The 23,391-nt window shown below is 64.5% G+C and carries 20 protein-coding genes and 1 pseudogene; 9 read left to right on the plus strand and 12 right to left on the minus strand.

The genetic code is table 11. The features are described from left to right. Nucleotides 1-454 precede the first annotated feature (454 nt). Nucleotides 455-2,272, plus strand: a complete 1,818-nt coding sequence (locus P12x_RS23005; protein ID WP_435007262.1) for a 30S ribosomal protein S1 — start codon at nucleotides 455-457, stop codon at nucleotides 2,270-2,272. Nucleotides 2,273-2,818: 546 nt separating this feature from the next. Next, nucleotides 2,819-4,489, plus strand: coding sequence for an alkaline phosphatase family protein (locus P12x_RS23010; protein ID WP_435007264.1), 1,671 nt, complete (start codon nucleotides 2,819-2,821; stop codon nucleotides 4,487-4,489). Nucleotides 4,490-4,542: 53 nt separating this feature from the next. Here the strand turns inward: P12x_RS23010 and P12x_RS23015 are convergent, their stop codons facing one another. Further along, complete coding sequence (locus P12x_RS23015) at nucleotides 4,543-5,286, minus strand: peptidase (RefSeq protein ID WP_435007265.1); 744 nt, start codon at nucleotides 5,284-5,286, stop codon at nucleotides 4,543-4,545. A 187-nt stretch (nucleotides 5,287-5,473) separates the two neighbouring features. Here P12x_RS23015 and P12x_RS23020 point away from each other — a divergent pair, with 187 nt between their 5' ends. Then, nucleotides 5,474-6,319: a transglutaminase-like domain-containing protein gene (locus P12x_RS23020; RefSeq protein ID WP_435007266.1), complete on the plus strand. Its 846-nt coding sequence runs from the start codon at nucleotides 5,474-5,476 to the stop codon at nucleotides 6,317-6,319. Nucleotides 6,320-6,373: 54 nt separating this feature from the next. Here the strand turns inward: P12x_RS23020 and P12x_RS23025 are convergent, their stop codons facing one another. From P12x_RS23025 to P12x_RS23045, 5 genes are all read right to left on the minus strand, one after another. Further along, on the minus strand, nucleotides 6,374-7,570 hold the full coding sequence (locus P12x_RS23025; protein ID WP_435007268.1) for a metallophosphoesterase: 1,197 nt from the start codon (nucleotides 7,568-7,570) through the stop codon (nucleotides 6,374-6,376). A gap of 34 nt (nucleotides 7,571-7,604) precedes the next feature. After that, nucleotides 7,605-8,597 (minus strand): transglutaminase family protein, encoded by a 993-nt coding sequence (locus P12x_RS23030; RefSeq protein WP_435007270.1) that lies wholly within the window; start codon nucleotides 8,595-8,597, stop codon nucleotides 7,605-7,607. A 70-nt stretch (nucleotides 8,598-8,667) separates the two neighbouring features. After that, entirely contained in the window at nucleotides 8,668-9,630 is a 963-nt protein-coding gene (locus tag P12x_RS23035) for an alpha-E domain-containing protein (RefSeq protein ID WP_435007271.1), read from the minus strand. A gap of 1 nt (nucleotide 9,631) precedes the next feature. Continuing rightward, a complete protein-coding gene (locus P12x_RS23040) occupies nucleotides 9,632-11,074 on the minus strand; it encodes a circularly permuted type 2 ATP-grasp protein (RefSeq protein ID WP_435011712.1) in 1,443 nt (480 codons plus the stop codon). Between the two features lie 436 nt (nucleotides 11,075-11,510). After that, complete coding sequence (locus tag P12x_RS23045) at nucleotides 11,511-11,858, minus strand: hypothetical protein (protein WP_435007273.1); 348 nt, start codon at nucleotides 11,856-11,858, stop codon at nucleotides 11,511-11,513. Nucleotides 11,859-12,142: 284 nt separating this feature from the next. Between P12x_RS23045 and P12x_RS23050 the strand changes: the two genes are divergently transcribed. Continuing rightward, a complete protein-coding gene (locus P12x_RS23050; protein ID WP_435007275.1) occupies nucleotides 12,143-12,997 on the plus strand; it encodes an alpha/beta hydrolase family protein in 855 nt (284 codons plus the stop codon). A gap of 17 nt (nucleotides 12,998-13,014) precedes the next feature. Here the strand turns inward: P12x_RS23050 and P12x_RS23055 are convergent, their stop codons facing one another. Continuing rightward, nucleotides 13,015-14,412: a DUF1501 domain-containing protein gene (locus tag P12x_RS23055; RefSeq protein WP_435007276.1), complete on the minus strand. Its 1,398-nt coding sequence runs from the start codon at nucleotides 14,410-14,412 to the stop codon at nucleotides 13,015-13,017. A 313-nt stretch (nucleotides 14,413-14,725) separates the two neighbouring features. On the opposite strand from P12x_RS23055, the gene P12x_RS23060 reads away from it, so the two are divergent. Next, nucleotides 14,726-15,409, plus strand: a complete 684-nt coding sequence (locus tag P12x_RS23060) for a 3-keto-disaccharide hydrolase (RefSeq protein ID WP_435011713.1) — start codon at nucleotides 14,726-14,728, stop codon at nucleotides 15,407-15,409. A gap of 48 nt (nucleotides 15,410-15,457) precedes the next feature. Here P12x_RS23060 and P12x_RS23065 read toward each other — a convergent pair whose 3' ends face one another. Together P12x_RS23065 and P12x_RS23070 are read right to left on the minus strand one after the other, a co-directional pair. Further along, the gene (locus tag P12x_RS23065) at nucleotides 15,458-16,021 is read right to left on the minus strand and encodes a hypothetical protein (RefSeq protein WP_435007277.1); all 564 of its coding nucleotides are present in this window, start codon (nucleotides 16,019-16,021) and stop codon (nucleotides 15,458-15,460) included. Between the two features lie 168 nt (nucleotides 16,022-16,189). Continuing rightward, nucleotides 16,190-17,122, minus strand: coding sequence for a prolyl oligopeptidase family serine peptidase (locus tag P12x_RS23070; protein WP_435007279.1), 933 nt, complete (start codon nucleotides 17,120-17,122; stop codon nucleotides 16,190-16,192). A gap of 71 nt (nucleotides 17,123-17,193) precedes the next feature. Between P12x_RS23070 and P12x_RS23075 the strand changes: the two genes are divergently transcribed. Beyond that, on the plus strand, nucleotides 17,194-17,364 hold the full coding sequence (locus P12x_RS23075) for a DUF2256 domain-containing protein (RefSeq protein ID WP_435007281.1): 171 nt from the start codon (nucleotides 17,194-17,196) through the stop codon (nucleotides 17,362-17,364). 4 nt (nucleotides 17,365-17,368) lie between these two features. Here the strand turns inward: P12x_RS23075 and ybaK are convergent, their stop codons facing one another. From ybaK to P12x_RS23090, 3 genes are all read right to left on the minus strand, one after another. Next, entirely contained in the window at nucleotides 17,369-17,854 is a 486-nt protein-coding gene (gene ybaK, locus P12x_RS23080; RefSeq protein ID WP_435007282.1) for a Cys-tRNA(Pro) deacylase, read from the minus strand. Nucleotides 17,855-17,871: 17 nt separating this feature from the next. Beyond that, entirely contained in the window at nucleotides 17,872-18,708 is an 837-nt protein-coding gene (locus P12x_RS23085; protein ID WP_435007283.1) for a hypothetical protein, read from the minus strand. Nucleotides 18,709-18,790: 82 nt separating this feature from the next. After that, nucleotides 18,791-20,110 (minus strand): glycosyltransferase, encoded by a 1,320-nt coding sequence (locus P12x_RS23090; protein WP_435007285.1) that lies wholly within the window; start codon nucleotides 20,108-20,110, stop codon nucleotides 18,791-18,793. 319 nt (nucleotides 20,111-20,429) lie between these two features. Between P12x_RS23090 and P12x_RS23095 the strand changes: the two genes are divergently transcribed. The 3 genes and pseudogenes from P12x_RS23095 (at nucleotide 20,430) to P12x_RS23105 (ending at nucleotide 23,362) form a co-directional block, all read left to right on the plus strand. After that, nucleotides 20,430-21,050 (plus strand): hypothetical protein, encoded by a 621-nt coding sequence (locus tag P12x_RS23095; RefSeq protein WP_435007286.1) that lies wholly within the window; start codon nucleotides 20,430-20,432, stop codon nucleotides 21,048-21,050. Between the two features lie 216 nt (nucleotides 21,051-21,266). After that, nucleotides 21,267-22,922, plus strand: a complete 1,656-nt coding sequence (locus P12x_RS23100; protein ID WP_435007287.1) for an AMP-binding protein — start codon at nucleotides 21,267-21,269, stop codon at nucleotides 22,920-22,922. Beyond that, nucleotides 22,919-23,362: pseudogene (locus P12x_RS23105) on the plus strand (GxxExxY protein). Before P12x_RS23100 ends, P12x_RS23105 begins: the two are co-directional and overlap by 4 nt. Nucleotides 23,363-23,391: the final 29 nt, after the last annotated feature.

A 23,391-nucleotide genomic window follows, 5' to 3' on the forward strand; every position in this document is an offset into this window, starting at 1 on the left:
CTGGCACTCAACCGACAGAAGATCCGAAAAATTCTCGACCTTCCCTCCTCGATCCCACTCCGGAAATGTGGATTGAAGGAACTCCATAAGATCGGACGAATCGAGATTCCGCCCGAAAAACGGGAGTTCGACCATCGACCAAATCACCGATCTAACCCCATTTAAACTAAGACGTTCCGGAACCCTAGATTTTCTCGGTCTCGGCAACTTTGTCGATAGAATCGGACTTCATACAAGTGTCCGAATTTGTCAAATTGCAGAACGGCAAGATCGATTCGAGAGAGGACTGTTGGACAAACCCGGTTTTGGGTTACAATCGACGACTCGGCTCGTGCGCTGGGGCTGGCCCCTACTTCGCATCAAGGCCCTACGACCAAGTCCGACTCGGACCGACCGCGCCTTGACGCCCGGTACGGAGCCGGGCTCTTCCTTTGGAGAGAACCGACACTCCCTCATGGTAGATCGCAACCTGCTTCGCGAACTCGACGTCTCCGACATAGACGCCGAGGAGTTCGACATGGACCTCCTCCTGGTCGACGGTCCGGGCGTTCAGCCTGGCAGCATCGTCTCGGGTAAGGTCATCGAGGTCGTCGGCGACCAGGTGGTCGTCGACGTCGGCTACAAGTCTGAGGGACTCGTCCCTCTCAACGAATGGGAACAAGGCGAGCCGCCGCCGAGCCCCGGCGACGAGGTCGAGGTCTTGCTGGAGGGGATGGACGACGAGACCGGCGAGGTCGTCCTCTCACGCAAGAAAGCTCACCGGATGCGAGCCTGGGAACGCGTGACCTCGCAGCATCGCGAAGGTGACGTTGTCTCCGGTAAGGTCACCCGCAAGATCAAGGGTGGCCTGCTGGTCGACATCGGCATCAACGCGTTCCTGCCGGCGAGTCAGGTGGATATCCGGCGACCGCCGGACATCGCCGACTACCTCGACCGGGAGGTCCGCTGCGTGATCCTCTCGATCGACGAGGATCGCCGCAACATCGTCCTCTCGCGCCGGAGCCTGATCGAGGCCGAACGCGTCGCCCTCCGCGAGAACCTCCTCGCCGAGATCGCCGTCGGTCAGATCCGGACCGGGACGGTCAAGAACCTCGCCGACTTCGGCGCGTTCGTCGACCTGGGCGGGATGGATGGCCTGCTCCATATCACGGATATGGGCTGGGATCGCCTGAAGCACCCCAGCGAGCGGCTCCGGGTCGACGACCAGATTGAGGTCATGATCCTCAACGTCGACAAGGAACGCGGCAAGGTGGCCCTCGGCCTCAAGCAGCTCACGGCCAACCCCTGGGAACAGGTCGCCGAGAAGTACGCCGTCGGCACCCGCGTCGAGGGCGAAGTCGTCAACGTGATGAGCTACGGTGCCTTCGTCAAGCTCGAACCGGGCGTCGAAGGCCTGGTCCACGTCTCCGAAATGAGCTGGACCCGACGCATCAACCACCCGAGCGAGGTGACCCAGGCCGGCGACCGCGTCGAGGTGGTCGTCCTCGGGATCAACCAGCAGAAGCGGGAAATCAGCCTCGGGATGAAGCAAACCCAGGCCGACCCGTGGGATCTGGTCGCCGAGAAGTACCCCCCCGGCAAGACCGTCGAGGGTACCGTCCGAAACCTGACCAACTACGGGGCCTTCGTGGAGATCGAGGAGGGCATCGATGGCCTCCTGCACGTCTCCGACCTGAGCTGGACCCGCAAGATCGGTCACCCCGACGAGGTCCTCGAAAAAGGCCAGACGGTCACCTGCCAGGTCCTCAACGTCGATCCCGAACGCAAGCGGATCGCCCTGGGACTGAAGCAGATGCAGCCGGATCCCTGGGAAGCCGACATCCCGTCGCGATTCTCCCCGGGCATCGTGGTCACCGGCAAGGTGACCAAACTGACCAACTTCGGCGCCTTCGTCGAGCTGGAACCCGGGCTGGAAGGCCTACTTCACGTCTCCGAGCTGGCCGACCACAAGGTCGGAAGTCCGGAAGATGTGGTCGGGGTCGGAGAGTCCATCGAGGTGACGGTCCTGAGGGTCGATCCGGGCGAGCGAAAGATCGGGCTCTCCCGGAAGAAGTCGCAGGAACCCCGCGCCGAGGGCGCTCCCAAGGAAGCCGGAGCACCCCCGACCGCCAAACCGGAGCCCGCCGGGCTCAAGGGTGGCCTCGGAGGCGGCGGGCCCTTGTTCAGCCTCGGGGGAGAATCCGAGTCCGAAGGTGATGGCGAGGCCGAATCCGAGGAATCGGAAGAGGTCGCTCCCGAAGCCGTCGAGGAATCGTCCGACGAGGAAAATTGACCCGAGCGGACACGTCTCGGTGAGCCGACAAGCTGTCGCATCCCATGATCGGGGTGCGGCAGCTTTCTCTCATTGAGTCGCGTGGATCGGGGCCGGAATATCGGGATCGGTAAAACAAAAAAAGCCCGGCTCCCCCCGAGGGAGCCGGGCACAGCCAGGGAGAACGACGCTTGCTCGTGATCCCGGGTGATTCGCCCGAAAGGCCTGATTTGGTGTAAACCTCGTTGAGGCTTACGGATCTATTGTCAATGCACGAAGTGTGCCGTGGTCCGAACCTGATCACTCATCGTCCAGCAGGTCCCGCCACAAACGATTGTGACGAAATCATTAAAGGAATATGGATTTCAGACCGATGGCCACGGTTTCCGCTGATTTCACACTCGCGATGCTAGCTTTTCAATCAAGCCTGTCCAGGAATCAGGCGGTCGTCCCATGAGAGCGGCTAAGGCTCAAGGCGGCTCTCTTCCGATGATGGGTTAGTCTACATTTGGAATCGCACGAACCGCCGCGTCACGGATGCACCCGCCAGGGGCAGGATAGGGTTTGATGAAGGTTTTCGTGCTTGGGCTCGATGGGGCGACCTGGGACCTACTCCGGCCCCTCGCCGAGCAGGGAAGCCTGCCGAATCTGGCCCGACTGATGGGTCTTGGTAGCTCGGGCACGCTCGAGTCGATCTTCCCGCCGCTGAGCCCGGTTGCCTGGACCGGGATCATGACCGGGAAGAACTCGGGCAAGCACGGGATCTTCGAGTTCCTGGAATTCGCCCACGATCCGCTCCACGGGAAGGTCAACTCGTCTCGGGCCATCCAGTCGGACCTGGTCTGGGAAGTGGCCGGGCGTCATGGAAAGTCGACCGTCGCGGGCGGGGTCCCCATGAGCTACCCCCCCCGAAAGGCGCCGGGGTTCTATCTGGGCGACTTCCTGAGTCCGGCCAATGCCCCCGACTTTGCCAGCGACCCCGGGATCTTCGCCGAGTTGGAGAAGGAGGTCGGCCCCTATCGGCCCTGGTCCACCACGGTCCACGACGGCGGGAACGAGGCCGCCGCGCTGGCCGACCTCACCGATTTCCTGGATCACCACCTCAAGGCCGTCCAGTTCCTGATGAAGCGGTGTCCCTGGGACCTCTTCATGTACGACCTGATGGCGACCGACCGGATCCAGCACGAACTTTGGCATGCCTGGGAGCCGTCGCATCGGGAAGCCAAGGGACGCGACCTCTCCGCCATCCGCTCGGGCTATGTCGACTTCTGGAAGAAGCTCGATGACGGCGTGGGGGAGATCGAGTCCGCCTTGCCCGCCGATACGACGCTCCTCCTGATCAGCGACCACGGCTTCGGCCCGATCGAGTGGTATGTCAACTTCAACGTCTGGCTCCTGGAGCAGGGATACATCGCGCTCCAGGATTCGTTCTACGTCAAGCAGAAGCGGTGGTTCTACGACCGGGGAGCGACCCCCGAGTGGTTTTACAACCTGATGGTCCGGCTGGGGATGGCCGAGCAGCGGGTCGGGCGCTTCCGAGGGAAGCAGACAGGACCCCTGGAGCGACTCGCGGAGTCGGCCTTCCTCTCCAAGCGGCACATCGACTGGTCGAAGACCCGGGCTTATGCCCAGGGAAACTTCGGCCAGATCTTCGTGAACCGGAAGGGACGCCAGCCCCAGGGCTGCGTGGAAGAGAAGGATGTCCGACCGCTCCTGGACGAGATCAAGGCGGGCCTGCTGGCCATCCCTCACCCCGAGACCGGCGAGCCCCTGGTCGAGAAGGTCGTGGAACGCGAGGAGCTTTACCAGGGCCCGCACGCCCACCTGGCCCCCGACCTCACGGTTGTCCTCCGCGACTGGCGCTATCGGACGATCGGGCTGCACGACTTCACGACCAACAAGCTCATATCTCCCTCGTTCGGGCCGACCGGAGACCACCGGATGGAAGGGGTCATGATCGCCTCAGGCCCCGCCGTCGTGCCGGGTGCCGAACTCGGGCGAGCGAACCTCCTGGATATCGCCCCGACGATCCTCCACCTCCTGGGCGTCCCCATCCCCCAGGATATGGACGGCCGTGTCCTGACCGAGCTCTTCGACCCCGCGATCGTCCCCCCGCCCGCCAGATCGGAAGGCTCGACCGCCGAGCCACTCCCCCCGGAGGACGCTCCGTCCGAGGGCTACACCGAGGAAGAGGACGCCGCGATCCAGCAACGGCTGGCCGATCTCGGGTATCTCTGATCGCCGACCGAAGTTGGCCGATCGAAGACCCCGGTTCGCCGATCGGCCATCCTTCAGAGTTCGGGCTCGGGCTCGCCGAACCGGACGGGGGGGAGTTCCTGGACGGCCTTCCGGAGGGCCTGCTCCCACTGGGCATGGACGGCCTGGAGGTCGGGATCCTTGGCGGCAAATCGGCGGAACTTGGTGATCTCGAAGTCGTCCTTGTTGTAAACCAGCAGGTCGATCGGAGGCCCAACGGTCACGTTGGATCGGATCGTCGAGTCGATCGAGATCATCGCGTAGCGGGCGGCGTCCTCGAGCGTGGTCCGCTCGTATCGGACCCCTCGATCGAGGATGGGCCTCCCATATTTACATTCGCCGATTTGCAGGAACGGAGAATCGACGGTGGCGGCCAGGGGGTTCCCCTGCGGGTAGATCATGTAAAGGTCGTGGGCCTGGCCGAGGATCTGGCCGCCCAGGATGAAGTGGACGTTGAACTTGTAGTCATCCTGCTCCAGGGCCTTGCGATCCATGTCGGAGACCCGGCGGACCTGATCCCCGACGACCCGGGCCGCGTCGTAGAGCGAGCCCGCCTTGGCCAGGCCGAGCCCCTGGTCGAAGTCGCGACGCAGGAGCGTCACGACCGACTGCGAGCAGGACAGGCTCCCGCTACAAAGCAGGACGAAGGCGCGCTCGCCGGGGATGACAAACGTATGCATCTTCCGGCAGATGTTGACCTGGTCGTATCCGGCATTCGACCGGGAATCCGAGGCCATCACCAGGCCTTCGTGCGTCATGATCCCCACGCAATACGTCATCTCGCCCTCGAACCAGACATCTCGTCCCGGGGGACCACGCGCAAACCCAGCGCCCTTGATACCACAGCCGGGCCTCCGGAAGCAAGGACCGGAACAGGGGCGTTGACACGGAGAATGTACACTCTTATACTCAACCCTCAAATCTGGAGTCCCCCGGCCAGGGGCAGACGCGCTCGACGAGGGACGCATGCTGATCCGCATCGGATTCGAGATCGCCTTCGAGGTGCCGGCCCCCGCACCCATGGTCCTGGCCCTGGACACGAGGCCCGAGTGGGATCACGCGATCCGTCGACCCGGAGGCCTCCAGGTCGAGCCTCGCGTCCCGATCTATCGATACGACGACAGCTTCGGGAATCGCTGCATCCGCCTGATCGCCCCGCCGGGTCGATTCACCCTCTGGGATGATGCCATCGTCGAGGACTCGGGCCTGCCCGACGAGGTGGCCCCCGGCGCAATCCAGCATCCGATCCAGGACCTCCCCGATGACGTCCTGGTTTATCTACTGCCCAGCCGTTATTGCGAGGTCGATCGCCTCTCCGACATCGCCTGGGAACTCTTCGGGCAGACCCCCGAAGGGTGGGCTCGCGCCCAGGCGATTTGCGACTGGGTCCACGGCCATGTGACCTTCGGATACGAGTTCGCGCGGCCGACCAAGTCGGCGTACGACGTCTTCGAGGAACGGAAGGGCGTCTGCCGCGACTTCACCCACCTGGCCCTGACTCTCTGCCGGTGCATGAACATCCCGGCCCGCTACGCGACCGGATATCTGGGCGATATCGGCGTCCCCCTATCGGACAGCCCGATGGACTTCAGCGGCTGGTTCGAGGTCTACCTCGGGGGTCGCTGGTACACGATGGACGCCCGGCATAATACGCCGAGGATCGGCCGGATCGTGATGGCTCGCGGGCGAGACGCCGTCGACGTGGCCCTGACCACCTCGTTCGGTACAACCCAGCTCGAAAAATTCGTCGTCTGGACCGACGAGGTCGGCCCCGAATCGCTCCAACAGCCACCATCGGTCAAAACGAGTTGATCTGGCGAAAGTCTCCGGCATCGAGGAGGCGCCGATCTCGGCGCCTGCTCTTTCTCATCGGCCCCGCGGCGTGAGCTTCGAATCGATCGAGTCAGGCGGGCCTGAACGTAGCTCGATCACGGAGACTTCGGGAGCGCAGAGGAACCGAATCCGGGGTGCCTGGGCCCGCTCGGCTCCCACCCCTCGGCTGACATAGACCGGATTGCCCGAGATCCTGTGCAGGCCTCCGGCCGCCACCGATCGAGGGACCTGCGAGAGGGTCATCAAGGGGCCGAACCAGGGCACGACGATTTGCCCTCCGTGCGTGTGACCGGCCACGACCAGGTCGATCCGCGACCCTGGGCGGAGCCCGAGCGCGACATCGGGCCGGTGCGCGAGGAGAATCCGGATCTCGGCTTCGTCGCCGGTTTCTTCCAGGCGATCGATGACATGCTGAGGAGGCTCCGAGGAATGAGCGAGTTCGACGCCACCGATCGCGAATTTGCGGTCGCCGACCGAACCCCTCGCGATCTCATTTTCGAGCACACGAATCTCGGTGGATCTGAGGATCTCCCGAAGGTGGTCGCCCGACCCGTCGGTATCTCCCAGGACGAGGTAGACCCCACCCGGTGCCGAGAGGCTCCCGAGAAGGTCCCGGAGGCCGGATCGCGTGGCTTCGAACTGCTCGCCGGTCCCCTGGAAGACGTCCCCGGGCAGGAGGATCAGGTCGGGCTTCTGGGACATCAACAGGGCCACGGCCCGCCGCTCGTGGTCCGACACCCGATCGGTCTGCAAGTCGGTCAAGACCCCGATCCGGAGCGGGGCTATCCCCTCGCGAGCGGCGGAGACGAAAAGCGTCGCGCTCTCCAGACGGAGCCGGAAGGGTTCAATCCAGGTGGCATAGATCCCCACGAGCGGCAGGACAAGGCTCACCGTCGCGGCGATGCGAACCAGGGGCGTCAGCCCTGGTCCGGCCTGGGTCATCCGGGACAGGAGGAGGAACCCGCCGATCACCGGGACGAGGATGACCAGGTCCAGATAGGCGAGGTGGATCCAACCGAACAGGTCGACGCCGAACCGCTTCAGAACAAGCAGCTTGATCACGAATCCGGCCGAGGTCGTGAGGATGGCGAGCGACACCCGGCCCACTCCGATGGCCCGGGTCCGGTTGGCCGGTGCTTCCCGATCTAGCCGGACGAAAAGGGTGAAATAGGCGATGACGGCGTCGATCAGGGTTGATCCGAGGATCAGCGGCCAGGGTAAATGCGGCATCGGGATCCCGTATCTCGCGTCCGGCTTAAGCGGCCTACTGCTGTTCCCCTTGCTGCTGGTTGAGGCCGGAGTGGTGGCTACGCTGGTTGGGATAGGCCGCCCTCGACTGTCGCTGGGTCATCCCACCCATCCTCTGCGATTGGAACAGTCCGGGTCGGCTGTTGGGGATCGACCACTCGTTCCACTCCATCGGCACTCGGTCGATCGGCTCGACCTTGACCGTGACGGCGATGGTCTCCTCGGCCCGTCCTTTCCAGAGTCCCTTGTTGGGGGGAACGTCCGAGTAATCGCGGCCGAAGGCGACCGTGACATGGTCGTCGCCGACGAACTGTCGGGTGGTCGGGTCGATGTCGATCCAGCCGGCTCGTTCTCCCGCCCAGACCTGGCACCAGGCGTGGGTGGCCAGCTCTCCGGGGTGGTTGATGTAACCGCTGACGTAGCGGGCGGGCAGGCCCAGGCCCCGGCAAGCGGCGATGCAGAGATGGGCAAAGTCCTGGCAGACCCCTCGGCCGAGCGACAGGGCCTCGCTGACCGGAGTCCGCGCCTTGGTGACCTTCGGTTCGAATTTGAGCCGCTCCCCCACCGCGTCCATGATGCCCTGGACAAAGCCCACCATCGAGCTTGCCTCGGTGGGCCGGGGGAGCGTCTCGACGAAGGAGTCGAGCTCTTCGGATTGATCGACGAGTGGGCTCGGCCCGAGGAGTTCGAGCGAGTCGATCGCCGCCGGATTCTCGCCGAGCCGACCGGCTTGATCCAGCCGGGCAATCCCGGGGCGGCGGTGGGTCCGTATGTAGCTGGTGGCCAGGATGACCAGCTCGTTGTAAGGCTTGGTCACGTTGAAGAGGTCGACACGATTGCCCATGCCGTCGCGATAGGAGGTCACGGGAGACTGCGGGGTCGTCCGGAGCCGGTAGCCCAGGTTGGTCTGATCCTCGTCGGTCGGCGGAGCCATCCGGACCTCGAAGATCGTCTCGGAGACGGGGGCAGTGTAAGTGAGCTTGGTCTCGTGGCTGATCCGCAGGAGCATGAACGCGCCTCGCGTCGGGGGATGATAGGACGACCGACTAGACTGACTGGGCGGATTCGCTCAGGTCAGATCAGTTGAGGAAATAGGCCTGGTGGATCTCCTGACCGATCCGGTTGCAGGCGTTCTGCACGCCGTTCAGGAAGTTGCTCAGGCCCTTGCTGAAGATCTCTTCGACGTCGATATAACGAAGCTCGCTGTCGAGCCGGCCCAGTTGCCGCTCGGCCTCGGAGCGATACTCGTCCTCATCCCCCCCGGCGATCTCCCGGAGCGAATCGCAACAGCGGGCCACGCAGAACCGCATGGCCCGGGGGAAATCGGCGTCGAGGACCAGATAGCGGACGACCCCTTCGGGATCGACCCGGTCGTGATGCTCGCGGAGATAGGCCTCGTAGGCCGAGCAGCTTCGGAGGAGGCTCGCCCAGTGGACGATCCTCATCGGCTCCTCGACCGGCCCCCCTTCCGTGAGCCCGTGGAGCTTGACGTTGAGGATCCGGCTGATCTGGTTCACCCGCTCCAGATAGCGGCCGATCTGGAGGAAGTGGAAGACCTCGGTCCGGGGGAGCGTGCCATCGACCAGGCCGTCGAAGAGGATGCAGGATCGCTTGATCCCGTCGAAGAAGCGCGAGGGGCTGGCCTTGAATCTCCGCTGGGCTCGGGGGCTCCCCACGTAGAGATAGAGCTTGTTGACGTGGCTCCAGACCTCGCCGCTGAGGGTCTCCTGGGTCCCCCGGGCATTCTCACGGGCCCGCGCGAGCATCGCCATGATGGAGTGGCTGTTCTGGCGTTCGAAGGTCAGGAATCGGAGGAGTGCCTCACGATCCTTGACCTCGCGGCCATGGGTCTTCTCGAAGGCCTCGCGACAATCGAGGATCGTCAGGACGCTCTCGATCGGAGCCTGCCCGGAGACGTCCCCCGCCAGGCCCGAGGCGTCCAGTTCGAGGTGAAAGCCCACGTCGAGGAGTCGGGCGACGTTCTCGGCCCGTTCGACATATCGGCTGATCCAGTAAAGATTCTCGGCAACCCGGCTGAGCATCTCAGTCGTCCTCCCCGAGCGACCCCGTCGTCGCCGGACTGGGCATCGGAGGAGCCCCTCGGAGGACCCAGGTATCCTTGGTCCCGCCCCCTTGCGAACTGTTGACGACCAGGCTTCCCTGAGGCAAGGCCACCCGGGTCAGTCCGCCGGCCAGGACCTTGATCTCCTCGCCGTAGAGGATGAACGGGCGGAGGTCGACGTGCCGGCCCTGGAGCCGGCCGTCGACGAAGGTCGGATGCTGGCTCAGCGAGATCGTCGGCTGGGCAATGTAACCCCGAGGGTTATCCTGGATCTTGCGGGCGAATTCGTCGCGCTGCTCGGCCGTGGAGGCCGGGCCAATCAGCATCCCGTAGCCGCCCGAGCCGTCGACCGTCTTCACGACCAGCTTGTCGAGGTTGGCCAGGATGTGCTGCTTCTGGGCCGGGATCGAGGCCCGGAACGTCTCGACATTGGCCAGGATGGGATCTTCGTTCAGATAGTACTTGATGATCTGGGGGACGAACGGATAGATCCCCTTGTCGTCTGCGACCCCCGTGCCGAGCGCATTCGCCAGGCCGATCTGCCCCGATCGGTAAGCCGCGATCAGGCCCGCCACGCCCAGCTGGCTATCGCGCCGGAAGGTGAGCGGGTCGAGGAAGTCGTCGTCGACCCTCCGATAGATCACGTCGACCCGGGTCGGACCCTTGGTGGTCCTCATGAAGATCTGGCCGCCGTCGAAGAACAGGTCACGCCCCTCGACCAGCTCGACGCCCATCTGACGGGCCAGGAAGCTGTGCTCGTAGTAGGCCGAGTTGTAGACCCCCGGCGTCAGGACGACCACGGTCGGGTCGTCCGAGCCCTGCGGGGCGATGTGGCGGAGCATCGACAGGAGATTCGAGGCGTAATCATCGACCGCTCGGACGTTGTATTGCTCGAAGAGGGAGGGGAAGGCCTGCTTCATCACCTGCCGGTTCTTCAGGACATAACTGACCCCGGAGGGGGTCCGGCCGTTGTCCTCCAGGACCAGGTACTCCCCGGCGGCGTCGCGGATCAGGTCGATCCCCGAGATATGGATATAGATATCCTTGGGGACGTGAAGGCCGACACATTCGCGACGGTAGCCCGAGGCGCCCAGGACCATGTCGGCCGAGATCACCTTGTCGCGGAAGATCGCCCGATCGTGGTAGACGTCGTGGATGAAGAGGTTGAGGGCCCGGACCCGTTGCTTGAGCCCGCGTTCGATCCGGGTCCACTCCTCGGCGGCCACCATCCGAGGGATCGGATCGAAGGGGATGATCCGCTCGACCCCCTGATCGCGCCCGTAGACGGTGAAGGTGATCCCCTGGTGCCGCATCATCAGGTCGGCCGCCCGGTGGCGATGCTCGAGCTCCTCGCCCTGGAGTTGCGTTAGCCGATGATATAACGCCGCGTAATGAGGACGCGGACGCCCTGGCCCGGCGAACATCTCGTCATAGCCGGTCAGGGTATAGTCGTCGAATAGCCCGGCTTCGGACTCGGAATACGTCGACAAAATGAAGGCCCCGTCAGTGGAGTCGGATCGCCCCCATCGCTCGCCCTTCGGGCGGCACCCAAGATCCGATGTATGCCGCTGGATAACTTAACATGGAAATGCAAAACTCGCACCACTTCGAAGATCGGACGCTAGCCCTGGCCTGATCAGGGTTTATTGCCAGCCCACCGATTCGACCTCTCGCTCGATTCGCCCATTTCCCCGGCAGGCCCCTCATATCTCGCCCAATATTAGGGCGGACCTGGGGCATTCCCGTTCCAAGGCGCGACACCAGGAGCCTCGGGCCTCCGACTCTTTGTGGATCGCCCACCTCCCGGAGAGGGTCGGGGTGGTGGCGATCGTCACCGAGATCGGACGGCCAGCGATTCCATCAGTTGTCGGACTTCTTCTTGTAAGCCGGTTCGATCTTGGAGGCAACGCCCTTCTCGTGGGTGACGGTCACGTTGACCCCCTTGCGTCCCTTCTCCTTGGCCTTCTCGACTTGCTTGCCCACCTTCTCGAAGTCGAACTTGTTGGCACCCTTCTTGGTGACGTACTCGGTCTCGTCGTTGATGGTGACTTCGACCTCCTTGTCGGTCTCCTTCTCGACGACGGTCACTTTCTTGGCGTCGGCGTCGACCTTGATCAGGACACCGAGCAGTTCGTCGGCGTTGGCGGCGACCACGACGATGGCCAGGGCCATGAAGCTGGCCGCCAGGGTCTGGATGAGTTTCTTCATCGGTCAAGGTTTCCTGAATGGGGCGGAGATCCGCCGAGGGCCGCCCGCATCTCGAATCGGAGATGTCATCACAACGACGGCCCTGATCCGACGGAGCGACCCCATTATCAATACACTGAGCGGTCGGGAGTAAGGGGGAACCGCCCCGAACTCACATTTATGAAGAGACCTACTCCACCCAAGTAGGCACCCTGGGGGGAAGGCCTGGCGCATCGCGGCCTCCGCCCGTTTAGGATGGTCGAGAAGCCCAGGGCTTTCCCGTCAACGAGCAGGGATCTGATCTGATGAAAAACAGGTGGTTGATCGCCGGATTGTTCCTCGCCATGGGCGGGACGGCCCGGTCCGAGGAGCCCCGACCCTTCCCTGGCGTGGTGGGACGCTGGGAAGGATTCGTCCGGCACGATTTCAAGGTTGAGGACTCCGCCGCGATCGTGGTCGAGCCGAAGACCCCCCTGCCCGGCCGACCATGGGCCTGGCGCGGCGAGTTTTTCGGGGCGTTCCCCAACGCCGACCTCGCGCTGCTGGAGGCGGGCTGGCACCTGGCCTTCATCGCCATCCCCGACGAGTTCGGCTCGCCTCGGGCGATGGCTCGCTGGGAGCGATTCTACGAGGTCCTCGTCAAGGATCACGGCCTGAGCCCGAAACCGGCCCTGATCGGATTGAGCCGGGGGGCCCTCTACTGCATGAGCTGGGCGGCGACCCACCCCGACCGGACCCTGGCGGTCTACCTCGATAATGGCGTCTGCGACTTCAAGAGCTGGCCCGGCGGTCGTCCCAAGGGGCTGGGCACCGGCCTGGGATCGCCCGAGGAGTGGGCCAAACTGTTGAAGGCGTTCGACTTTCCCGACGACGCCCACGCGATCGCCTACCCCAAGAATCCGGTCGACAACCTGGAACCACTGGCCAGGGCCAGAATCCCGATCCTGTTGGTCTACGGCGACGCCGACCGAGTCGTCCCGCATCGGGAAAACTCGGAACTGATCTACGACCGCTATCGAGCCCTCGGGGGCCCGGTCGAGCGGATCGTCAAGCCTGGGCTCGACCACCATCCTCACGGCCTGCCCGACCCCCGCCCGATCGTCGAATTCTTCGAGAAGGCCCGTCGATCCTCCCAGATCCAGTCGTTGCCCCGCGATTGACCGTTGGCCCGATCGGCTCAGAGGATGGCGTGCAGGACCTCACCCCGGCTGACGGGGAAGGGTCGTCCGAATCGGTCGAGATATTCGGTGTCGGGCGTGTGGCCCAGGCAATGGAAGATCGTGGCGGAGAGATCCTCGGGGCGGACCCGGTTCTCGCGAGGCTGGCCCCCGATCTTGTCGGAGGAGCCGAAAACCTGCCCCCCCTTGATCCCTCCGCCGGCCATCGCGATCGAGAAGACCGAGCCCCAGTGACCCCGGCCACCGCCGGCCTCGATCCGAGGGGTCCGGCCGAACTCCGACATGCAGACGACCAGGGTCTCGTCCAGGGTCCCTCGACGGTCGAGATCCTCGATCAGGGCCGAGAAGGCCCGGTCCGTCGGCGGGACCAGGACATCCTTGAGTCGGGACGCCTCGCGGACGTGGCTATCCCAGCAGGGGTTTTCCCCCGGCTCGTCGGCCCCTCGATACCAGTTGACCTGGACCAGGCGGACCCCCGCCTCGACCAGGCGACGGGCCAGGAGGACGCTCCGACCGAAGGGGGAAGCCCCGTATCGGTCGAGCGCGGCCTGGGGTTCGTCCTCGACCCGGAACGCCTTGCGCGACTCGGGCGACTGGAGGAGGCTATAGGCCCGCCGGGTCTGGTCGTCGAAGACCGACCCGCGAGAATCGAGGTCGAGGGCATCGATCCCTCGCCGGAATCCGTCGATCAGCCCCATCCGACGGTTGACCCGCGCCGGGTCGAGGTCGGCGGGCAGGTCGATCTCCTGGATCTTGTACCCTTCGGGGGTGAGCTTGGCGTTCAGGAGCCAGGGATCGGCCCCCCGACCGAGCATCCCGGCATCCTGGCCGGGCCAGACGCTCCCGTCGGTGTTGAAGATCCGATGCGGGAGCGTGATCGAGGTCGGCAAGACCCCGCGAGGCCCCGAGACCCGACCGGCCAGGGCCCCCAGGCTCGGCATGTCGTTGGGGGCGCCCGGGTTCGCGTTCTCGACGTTCTGCGGCTGGTGGGGACGCCCGGTCAGCATGTAATAGCCGCTCGACGAGTGGGCGTTGTCGGCCGTGGAAACCGCCCGGAGCAGGCAGAGCTTGTCCGCCACCTGCGCCGTCATCGGCAGGAGCGAGCTGATCGAGAGGCCCGGGACCTTGGTGTCGATCGGCCCGAACTCGCCTCGGACCTCGGCCGGGGCGTCGGGCTTGGGGTCCCAGGTCGAATGCTGAGGAGGCCCGCCCATCAGGAAGAGGACGATACACGACTTCGCCCGACCGAAGGAGGAATCTCCCGATGTCCCCGAGGCCCTCGCCAGGTCGGGAAGCTGGAGCCCGGCACCCAGCAGGCCCAGACCGCCGACTCGGAGGATCTCGCGGCGGGAATGACCGTCGCAGAGGCGCGTTCCCGGGCCGAGAAATCGGAGCATGAAGGCCTCGCTTCTAGACCGGCGTGAAGAGTGGGGAGGGTGTTGTTTAACAATTGCAATCTAGCATCCTCCGGGTCGGGCCGCAAGCGGTATGCGAGATCGAAACCGCCCCGACAGGCCCCAGGAATGGCAAGGCGGAGGAGGGCGAGTTGCGGCCACCGGATGGTTTCGCCGGGACCTGGGGCTGATTAGGATGGCGAGCCTTGACGAATCCACCCGCTTCTCACCCTACCGGACTGGCAGGCCACCCCTGATGAGACTAGCACTAAGCTTCGGATTCCTGGTCGCGATCCTCAGCCTCTCGACGAGCCCGATGCCGAGGGTCGATGCCGACGACACCCCCACCCCCGCCCCTCCCAGGGCGTTCATCGACGGCACGGGGCCGGGCTGGAAGGAGATCGGCGAGTCGGACTTCACCCGGGCCAACTGCGACCCGGAAACCTGGACCTGGAAGGGCGGCGCCGTCCATTGCACCGGCCAGCCGGTCGGCGTGCTCCGATCGGTGAAGATCTACAAGAATTTCGAGCTGGTCGCTCGATGGCGGCACCTGGAATCGGGCGGCAACTCGGGCTTCTTCGTGTGGGCACCGCCCAAGGCTCTGGAGGGCCTCCAACCGGGGCGACTGCCGACCGGCGGGATCGAGGTCCAGGTCCTCGACCACGGCTACACCGAGAAATTCGAGAAACAGACCGGCAAGAAGGCCGACTGGTTCACCAGCAACGGCGACGTCTTCCCGGTCGGCACGTCGAAAATGAAGCCGTTTCCGCCGCTCTCGCCCGACGGATCGCGCAGCTTCCCGTCGAAGAATCTCAGCAAGGGCGTCAACGAGTGGAACCATTATTACGTCCGGGCCATCAACGGCGAGGTCCGGCTCTGGGTGAACGGCGAGGAGGTCTCGGGCGGCTCGAACTGCGAGCCGGGTGAAGGCTATCTCTGCCTCGAATCGGAAGGCGCCCCGATCGATTTCGAGGCGATCCGGATCCGGGAGCTGCCCTGATCGCGAAGCCGTCGGGGGATCACCACCCCGACGGCTCTCCCTCGTCGATCAGCGGACCACCGGGTAGTAGATGTACCCCCCGGTGGCCGGGTTGTAATAGAGCTGGTAACGATAGCCGTCGCCCGGCTCGTAGGTCTGGTTCGTGGGATAGGGCGCCATCGAGGTGACCGGGGCCGAGGAATAGCCGCTCGAATAATACGAGTTCCCGCCATATCCTCCGTACCCGTTCGAGTAGCCCCGGTTATAGCCGTAACCATACCCGCCGAGTCCGAGGCCGAAACCTCCGACTCCCAGGAACGGGAAACCCCCACCGTAGAAGCCCCCGCGATACCCGCCGCCGTAATAACCCCCGCCTCCGTGGTAACCTCCGCCGCCGTGGTATCCCCCACCGCCAACGTGGCCCCCTCCGCCGTGGTATCCCCCACCGCCAACGTGGCCCCCTCCGCCGTGATATCCCCCGCCTCCGGCGTGACCTCCGCCGCCGCCGTGCCCACCGCCACCTCCTCCTCCCCCGCCATGAGCGAAGGCCGGAGCATTCGAGGCCGCCAAGACCGCCAGCCCCAGCGAGACGGCCTTGATGGCCCTCGTCGCGAATCCGATCGGACCTGTCATCGTGGTGCTCCCTGTTGCAAATCGCCGATCCGTCTCCGGACCTCCCGTTCGTTGAAAGGCCCGGATATCTGTCCTACGAATCAGATTGAGCGATGGGCCATCATCCGCTCGAAGGATTCCCGGAAGTCGACGGATCTCGGCGACCTGACCCCTGGGTAGCCTCGCTCCTCATTTCGACTCGGCGGGTTTCATGTGCTCGTCGAACCAGTCGGCGAACTTGCCGAGATCCTGGTCCATCCCGCCCCAGCCGTGCCCGGCTCCCGGCTTGACCACGAGCTTGGCATCCACCCCCGCCGCCTTGAGCTTCTCGACGATCGACTCGGATTGCTGGACCGGCACCAAGGTGTCGGCATCGCCGTGATAGATCAGGGTCGGTGCGTCGTCGGACGAGACGTGAGAGACGGGCGAGACCTGGCGGGTGATCTCGCGGAGTTTCGCCTCGTCGGTGACGGGGACCCAGAGGTTCTTGGCCATGTCCAGCACGTGGTAATCGAATGCGGCCCGGAACGGCCGCTGGTGGTCGGTCGGGTGGATGATGGCCTTACCTTCCCCGCCGAAGTTGAGGAAGTCGGTCGGAGGGAAGAAGCAGGCCACCGCGCGGACCCGGCTGGATTCGCGGTCGACCGGGTCCTTGGCCTTGGGGTCGCCAGGATCGCCATTGGTCCCGAGGATGAGAGAAAGATGCCCGCCGGCCGAAGCCCCGGTCACGCCGATCCGATCCGGGTCGATCCCGTAATCCTTGGCGTGGTACCGGATGTAGCGGAGGGCCCGGTTGACGTCGGAGATGATCTCGGTGAGTGTGAACTTGGGCTGGCTCCCGTGGACCACGGCGAAGACCGTGTACCCTCGATCCAGGAGCGGGCCGACCGTCTTCTCGTTGATGGCCTCGTGAGACGAGAAGAACCCACCGCTGACCATGAACACCACTGCCGCGCCGTTGGCCTTATGCGGGGTGAAGACGTCCATCGTCAGGGCGGTCCCGAACTTCCGCCCGTAGATCACGTCTTCCTTGTGAGCAACCGCGGGCGGCTCGTCCCCGAACGTCGGGGCGAGCGGGAGGATCGAGAGCAGCAACGGGGCCAGTCGGGACGGTCGAATCATGGTGTCCTCGCTAAGATGCGTTGGGAGATGAAAGGGCCCGGGCATCATAGCAAGGACTGAGGAGTTCGAGCATGGCCCGATCGAAGGCAAATTTGCCGTCGAAGATCTGCCCGAGTTGCCACCGCCCGTTTTCCTGGCGGAAGAAGTGGGAGCGCGACTGGGATCGCGTCGTCTATTGCAGTGACACCTGCCGAAGGCGAGCCCGGACTTCCGAGCCGGATGGGAAGGAGCCGACTCGATGAGCGATCAATCCTTATCCTTGGCGATCCCGGCGAGCTTCGCCCCGACGGCCCGGAGATAGCCCTGGGGGTCGATCAGGATCTGCAACCCCCTCTGGCCGGCGGAGATCGAGATGACGTCGAATAGCTCGGCCGTCTCGTCCAGATAGACCGGGTAATCTTTCTTGCAGGCGAGGGCCGTCACCCCGCCCCGGATGTAGCCGGTCAAGGGCTGGACTTCCTTCAGAGGGACGGTATCGACCTTGCGGTCGCCGGTCTCGCGGGCCAGGGCCTTGAGATCGAGCTGGGAATCGCCCGGGATCACCGCCAGGCAGATGCCGTGTCGGTCCCCCCGAGCCACGAGCGTCTTGAAGACCTGCTCGGCGGGCATCCCGATCTTGAGCGCGACCGACTCGGCGGCCAGGTCATCGGGATCGACCTCGTACTCGACCAGCTTGTAGTCGATCCCCATCGTGTCGAGCAGCCTGGCGGCGTTGGTCTTGGAGATGGCCAAAGTTGGATTCACTCCGATCAGTCCGGGCGAAGGCGGTACCGGCAAACATAAACCGACTGGCCGGCGCGCTCCCCATCGAGCAGCGTTACCTGGACCATTCGGACGTCGCCCAGGTGCTGATATTCATTGTTCGCGGGATTCTGGAAGGCCGCAAACTGGGACGGAAATCCATCGAGGACGACCTTGACCCTGGTCCGTTCGGGCACAGCGAATTTGGTCCCATCGTTGAGCGTTTCCTCGAAGGGTGGATGCGTCTCGCCCTGGATCACCGCCTCCGTTCCCGGCGCAAAGCGTCCATGAAGCGGATCGACACGGCTTTGAAAATATCCTTCGATCCCGATCGCTGGCGTCACGACCACGAACAGGAGGATGGATACCATCGCGACCCGGCGAGATCGGGGCACCGAACTGGTCGATACCAGGGATCGGCCCGGGAGCAAACGGGCCAGCCACCCCCCCGCCATCGCGACCAGCAGTTGTGGGATCAAGAAGATTCCCGGCAAGACGATCAATTCGGCGATCATTGTCGGGATCGCGTGGAATCTGGTTCCCAGGCCGCTCGACAGGATGGCTGTCTCCAGGGCGTCGCAATAGGGGTCCAGCCACCAGTAGGAGGTGAGCACGGAAGCCAGCCCGGTCATCGAGAAACCAAGCCAGAACGGATTTTTCTTACCTGTTCCGCCGATCAGGAATGCCACGACCACTAGGATATTTGCCATCGGCAAGATCCCGAAGACGTACAGGTTGAGGGAGACGGCCAGGCGCGAGAGGATCGACCGGACGATCATGAAGTCGGCCGCAAGCAAGATCACTCCCGCCATGATCATGCCGATGGAAAGGCGTGGCAACTTCACGTTGTCCTCCTTGAGATGAAGGCCGACCCTGGCTGGTCGAGTGGCGTGATCCTACCAGGTCAACACGGGGGTTCCATCCCGATTATTCGCGACTCTGATACGTCGGCCCGAGCATGTCGCGGAGGGCGTTGGCCGCGCCGGAGATGCCGTCGTCACTCCGGACGATCTCTCCGACCTCGGCAGCCTTCCGGGTGTAGTCGGGCACCGTAAGGAGTCGATCCAGGGCCGACGTGGCTCGGTCGGCCTCGAACCGGGTCCTGGTGATGGTCCGGGCGATCCCGAGCCGGGCGACTCGATCGGCATTGTCGGGCTGGTCGAAGGCGAAGGGGACGACCAGTTCGGGCTTGCCCGATCGCATAGCCTGGGCCGTCGTGCCGATCCCCCCTTGATGGACGATCGCGGCGGCTCGGGGGAAAAGCTCAGTATAGGAGGCGTAGGGGACGGCAATCACCCCCTCGGGGAGCTTCGCCGACCGGAGTTCGGGGGCATCGTTGCCGACGAGGAGGACCGCCCTCCGCTTCAACCGCCGGGCGGCCTCGGCCCCCACCTCGTAGAACTTCCCCGGGTTGGCCACCGCCGACGATCCGAGGGTGAAGACGATCGGCGGCGGGCCATCATCGAGGAATCGGCCTAATTCCGGGTCGAGCCGCTCGTCGCGGTCGAAGAAGGGGAATCCCGTGACGACGGCGTTCGCCGGCCAGTCCCGCTGCTGGGGGGCCAGCAGGGTGGACATCAGGACCAGGACGAGGTCGGGGGCGTGCTGCCCCTCGAAAAGCGGGTCGTCCCCGGGGGGCAGGCCCAACTCGGCGCGGATCTCATGATAGGGGTCGGACCAGGTTCGGACGCTGTGCTTGAGCGCCGCGAAGACGGGCCTGTAGAAGAGTGGGCCCAATCTCCGGAGTCGGGACAGATAAGGGGCCGGGGCCAGCACGGGCGGATCGTAGGCGGAGTAGAGCGAAAGGGGCGCGAGGACCGAAGAGGCCCAGAGCAGCCCCCGAGTCTCGGCCACCAGGCGGACCGAGAAGGTCAGCGGGTGAGAGACCAGCAGGTCGGCCCCCTCGGCGGCGGCGATCGAATCCTCCAGGCTCTCGCGGAGCGCGGGCATGATCATCCGGCGGATCACCTGCTCGGGACCGTTCCGGAGATCCATGATCCGCTTCATCAACTCGGCCATTTCCCCGGGCGGAGGGGCATCCGGGCGGATCGGGCGAAACCCGAGGCCGAGCTTCTCGACCTTCTCCCGGTAGATCGCGCTGGTGGCGATGATCGCCTCGATTCCCCGAGCCTTCAGCCCGAGGGCCACGGCCAGGTAAGGATGCAAATCGCCGAGAGAGCCGAAGGAGAACAGGACGACGCGGGGGATGATCTTGGGGGGGCCCGGTCGGAGGGGAGGCTCGGTCATGACGTCACTCGGTCTTGAATCGGCTGGTGTATCGCTCGTTCGGGGCGAGCCCGCCCTCGAAATCCTAGGTCCTGATCGTCCACGAGTGCGTCCGGTCGTCCGCCCCGATAGCTTCTCCGCATTCGGCGGCCGGTCCATTCCTCATCGATTGCCCGGCAATAGTGTACTAGCCGGAGCCCGAGCCCTCGATTCTATCAAGGAGGACCGTGCGACCACGCGGGTCCCGGCCATGATCACCATGATCGTTCGCGGCGGTCCCAGGATCATTTCGGGGAGGACCAAGTTTCGGATCGAACGATCAACCGCCCGGAAGGGACGGGTGAATTTGAACGATTTCGTCTCGATGATCAATGCCCTGGCGTGGCCGACGGCGACGCTCGGCCTTGCTCTGTTGTTCCGAGAGGAGGTGAAGTCGATGCTCGGTCGAATCGGTCGGGTCAAGTATCGAGACGTCGAGGTGACGTTCCGCGAAGACCTCCGGCAGGCCGAGTCGCTGGCTCGCTCCATCCCCAGTCAAGGTCGAGTCATCCTGGAGGCGGACTCGACCGGGCTGGTGGCATCACCTCAAGGGGAGATAATCGGCGATCGAAGGCCAGCCCTCGCCAGGCACCCGGAGCAGGATCGGATCGAACGAATGGCCGCGCAGTCGCCGCTGGACGCGATGATCGAGGCCTGGTCGGTGGTCGGTCAGTCGTTGATGAAGGCCGCATCGAACCTGGGGGACCGGAGGGCCCCCGCCCCGCTCCGCCCGGAGGACGCCTCGCGTTATCTGGTCGATCGGGGGTGGCTGGTCGGACCCGAGGCGCATCTTGTTGAACGACTCCGAATGATCCGCGATCGCCTCGTCCAGGGCGATCTCCTGACACCGACCCCCGACGAGGCCCGGCGGTTCGTCAATCTGGCGTTCCCGCTGGCATCGAGGATCGAGGCGCTCGGCTGATCCGGCCCGATTCGGACCCAGGCCTTTCTCCTCCCCCTCCCCGGACAATCGGGAGAGGGAGGGGAGGAGGCCAACGTCGCCGGTCCGTCCTCCCCTCGACGTTGCTTGACCACGAGGGCTGGCGTAAAGTGGGGATCGAGTTCCGGGCGGGTCCCGAAGTCGTCCTCACCCCCCCCTTCATGCCCCCTCATCGGGGTCGGATCGCGAGCATCAGCCATGAGCGTGGTAACCGCCGAGAAGGCCGGATCGGCCGTTCCGGATGTCCCCCTTCCCCCCTTGCCGACGCACTGGCTGTCGCTCCAGCGTGCGTTCGTCCGGACCGCTCGCGAAAATTGGTCGAAGATCGCGATGGCCGACAGCCTCGGGGCGAACCTGACCTTCGGCTCGACCCTGATCCGCGCCCTGGCCCTCGGCCGCGCCCTCGGTCGCGAACTCGGACCCGAGCAGTTCGTCGGGGTGATGATCCCGCCGAGCGCGGCCGGGGCCGTCACCAACATCGCGTTGCTGCTCCTGGGCAAGGTCCCGATCAATTTGAACTACTCGGCCAGCCAGTCGGTGATCGACTCCGCGACCGATCAGACCGGGATCCAACACTCGGTGGTTTCCCGCAAGCTCATGGAGAAGGTCAAGCTCACTCCCAAGGGATCTCTGATCGCGCTCGAGGATATGCCCTCGAAGGTGGGCAAGCTGGACAAGGCCTGGGCGGCGGTCATGGGGCGGGTCGTGCCGATGGGGGCATTGGGTTCGTTTTTGCCCGGACTCAAGGGAGATCGACCCGAGTCGATCGCGACGATCCTGTTCACCTCGGGATCGACCGGCGAGCCCAAGGGGGTCGTCCTGTCCCACAAGAACATCCTCTCGAACGTCCACCAGATCCGGACGCAGCTCGACCTCGATCCGCTGAACGTGGTGGCGCTGGGAGTCCTGCCGTTCTTCCACTCGTTCGGGCTGACGGTCGGGATCTGGACGATCCTCCTGCTGGGCAAGAAGGCGGTCTATCACACCAGCCCCCTGGACGCGAAGATCGTGGCCAACCTCTGCGAGAAGCACAAGATCACGCTGATCGCCGCCTCGCCGACCTTCATGAGGCATTACGTCCGGGCCGGGAAGCCCGCTCAGTTCTCGCATATCGTCCATATGGTCCTGGGCGCCGAGAAGCTCAAGCCCGAGACCTACGAGGAGATCGTGGCCACGATCGGCGTCAAACCGCTGGAAGGTTACGGGACGACCGAGATGTCGCCGGTGGCGGCGGTGAACGTCCCCTTCGAAGTGACACTTCCCGAGGGCCGCGTGGTGGAAGGGAACCGCCGAGGGACCGTCGGCCGGCCGATCCCGGGGACGGCCATCAAGACCACCGACCCCGAGACCGGCGAGGACCTTCCCCGGGGAGCCGAGGGGATGATCCACGTCAAAGGGCCGCAGATCATGCTCGGCTACTTCAAGCAGCCCGAGGCCACCGCGAAGGTCCTCAAGGACGGCTGGTATTGCTCGGGAGACCTGGGCCACCTGGACCCGGATGGGTTCCTGGTGATCACCGGCCGACTCAGCCGATTCTCCAAGGTCGCCGGCGAGATGGTCCCGCACGAGGGGATCGAGGCCGCCCTGATCAAGGCCGCCGCGATCGACGAGCATTCGATCGCCGTGACCTCGGTGCCCGATCCCAAGCGAGGTGAGCGTCTGGTCGTGCTCCACACCGCCTGGACGATCTCCCCGGCCGAGGCCTGCAAGAAACTGAACGAAGCCAACCTCCCGCGCCTCTGGGTCCCCTCCGCCGAGGACTTCATCCAGGTCGAGGCCATCCCGACCCTGGGCACCGGCAAGCTGGATCTCCGGAAGATCAAGGAGATCGCAGTGGAGAAAATCAAAAATTGAACCGCCAAGACGCCAGGTCCGCTAAGGAGGGAGAATCGAAAAGAGACGAAGCGGCGAGATCCGAACCGGATCGGCGACTTGACGAACTGGCATATCGTGTGATCGGGGCCACCATCGAGGTCCACCGATATCTCGGACCGAGATTCCTGGAATCCGTCGATGAAGACGCCATGGCTATCGAGGTCAGGATTCGAGAGATCTCCTTCGAGCGTCAGAAAGCAATCGCCGTCGAATAAAAAAAGATCGCAGTCGGTGAGTCGCGTCTCGATCTCTCGGTCGGAGGGCGGCTCGTGTTCGAGTTGAAGGCGGTCGAGACACTGATCGCAATCCACAGGGCACAAGTGTTATTGTACCTGAAGACAACTCGACTTCCCCTCGCCCCCTGGATCAATTTCAATGTGCCGATCCTGAAACACGGAGTTCAACGAATTATACTCTGATAATCACTTTTTATTTTCGCTTGCCTTGG

Origin of the sequence: Tundrisphaera lichenicola, from assembly GCF_051175385.1 — a bacterium.
Taxonomy (GTDB): Bacteria; Planctomycetota; Planctomycetia; order Isosphaerales; family Isosphaeraceae; genus Tundrisphaera; species Tundrisphaera lichenicola.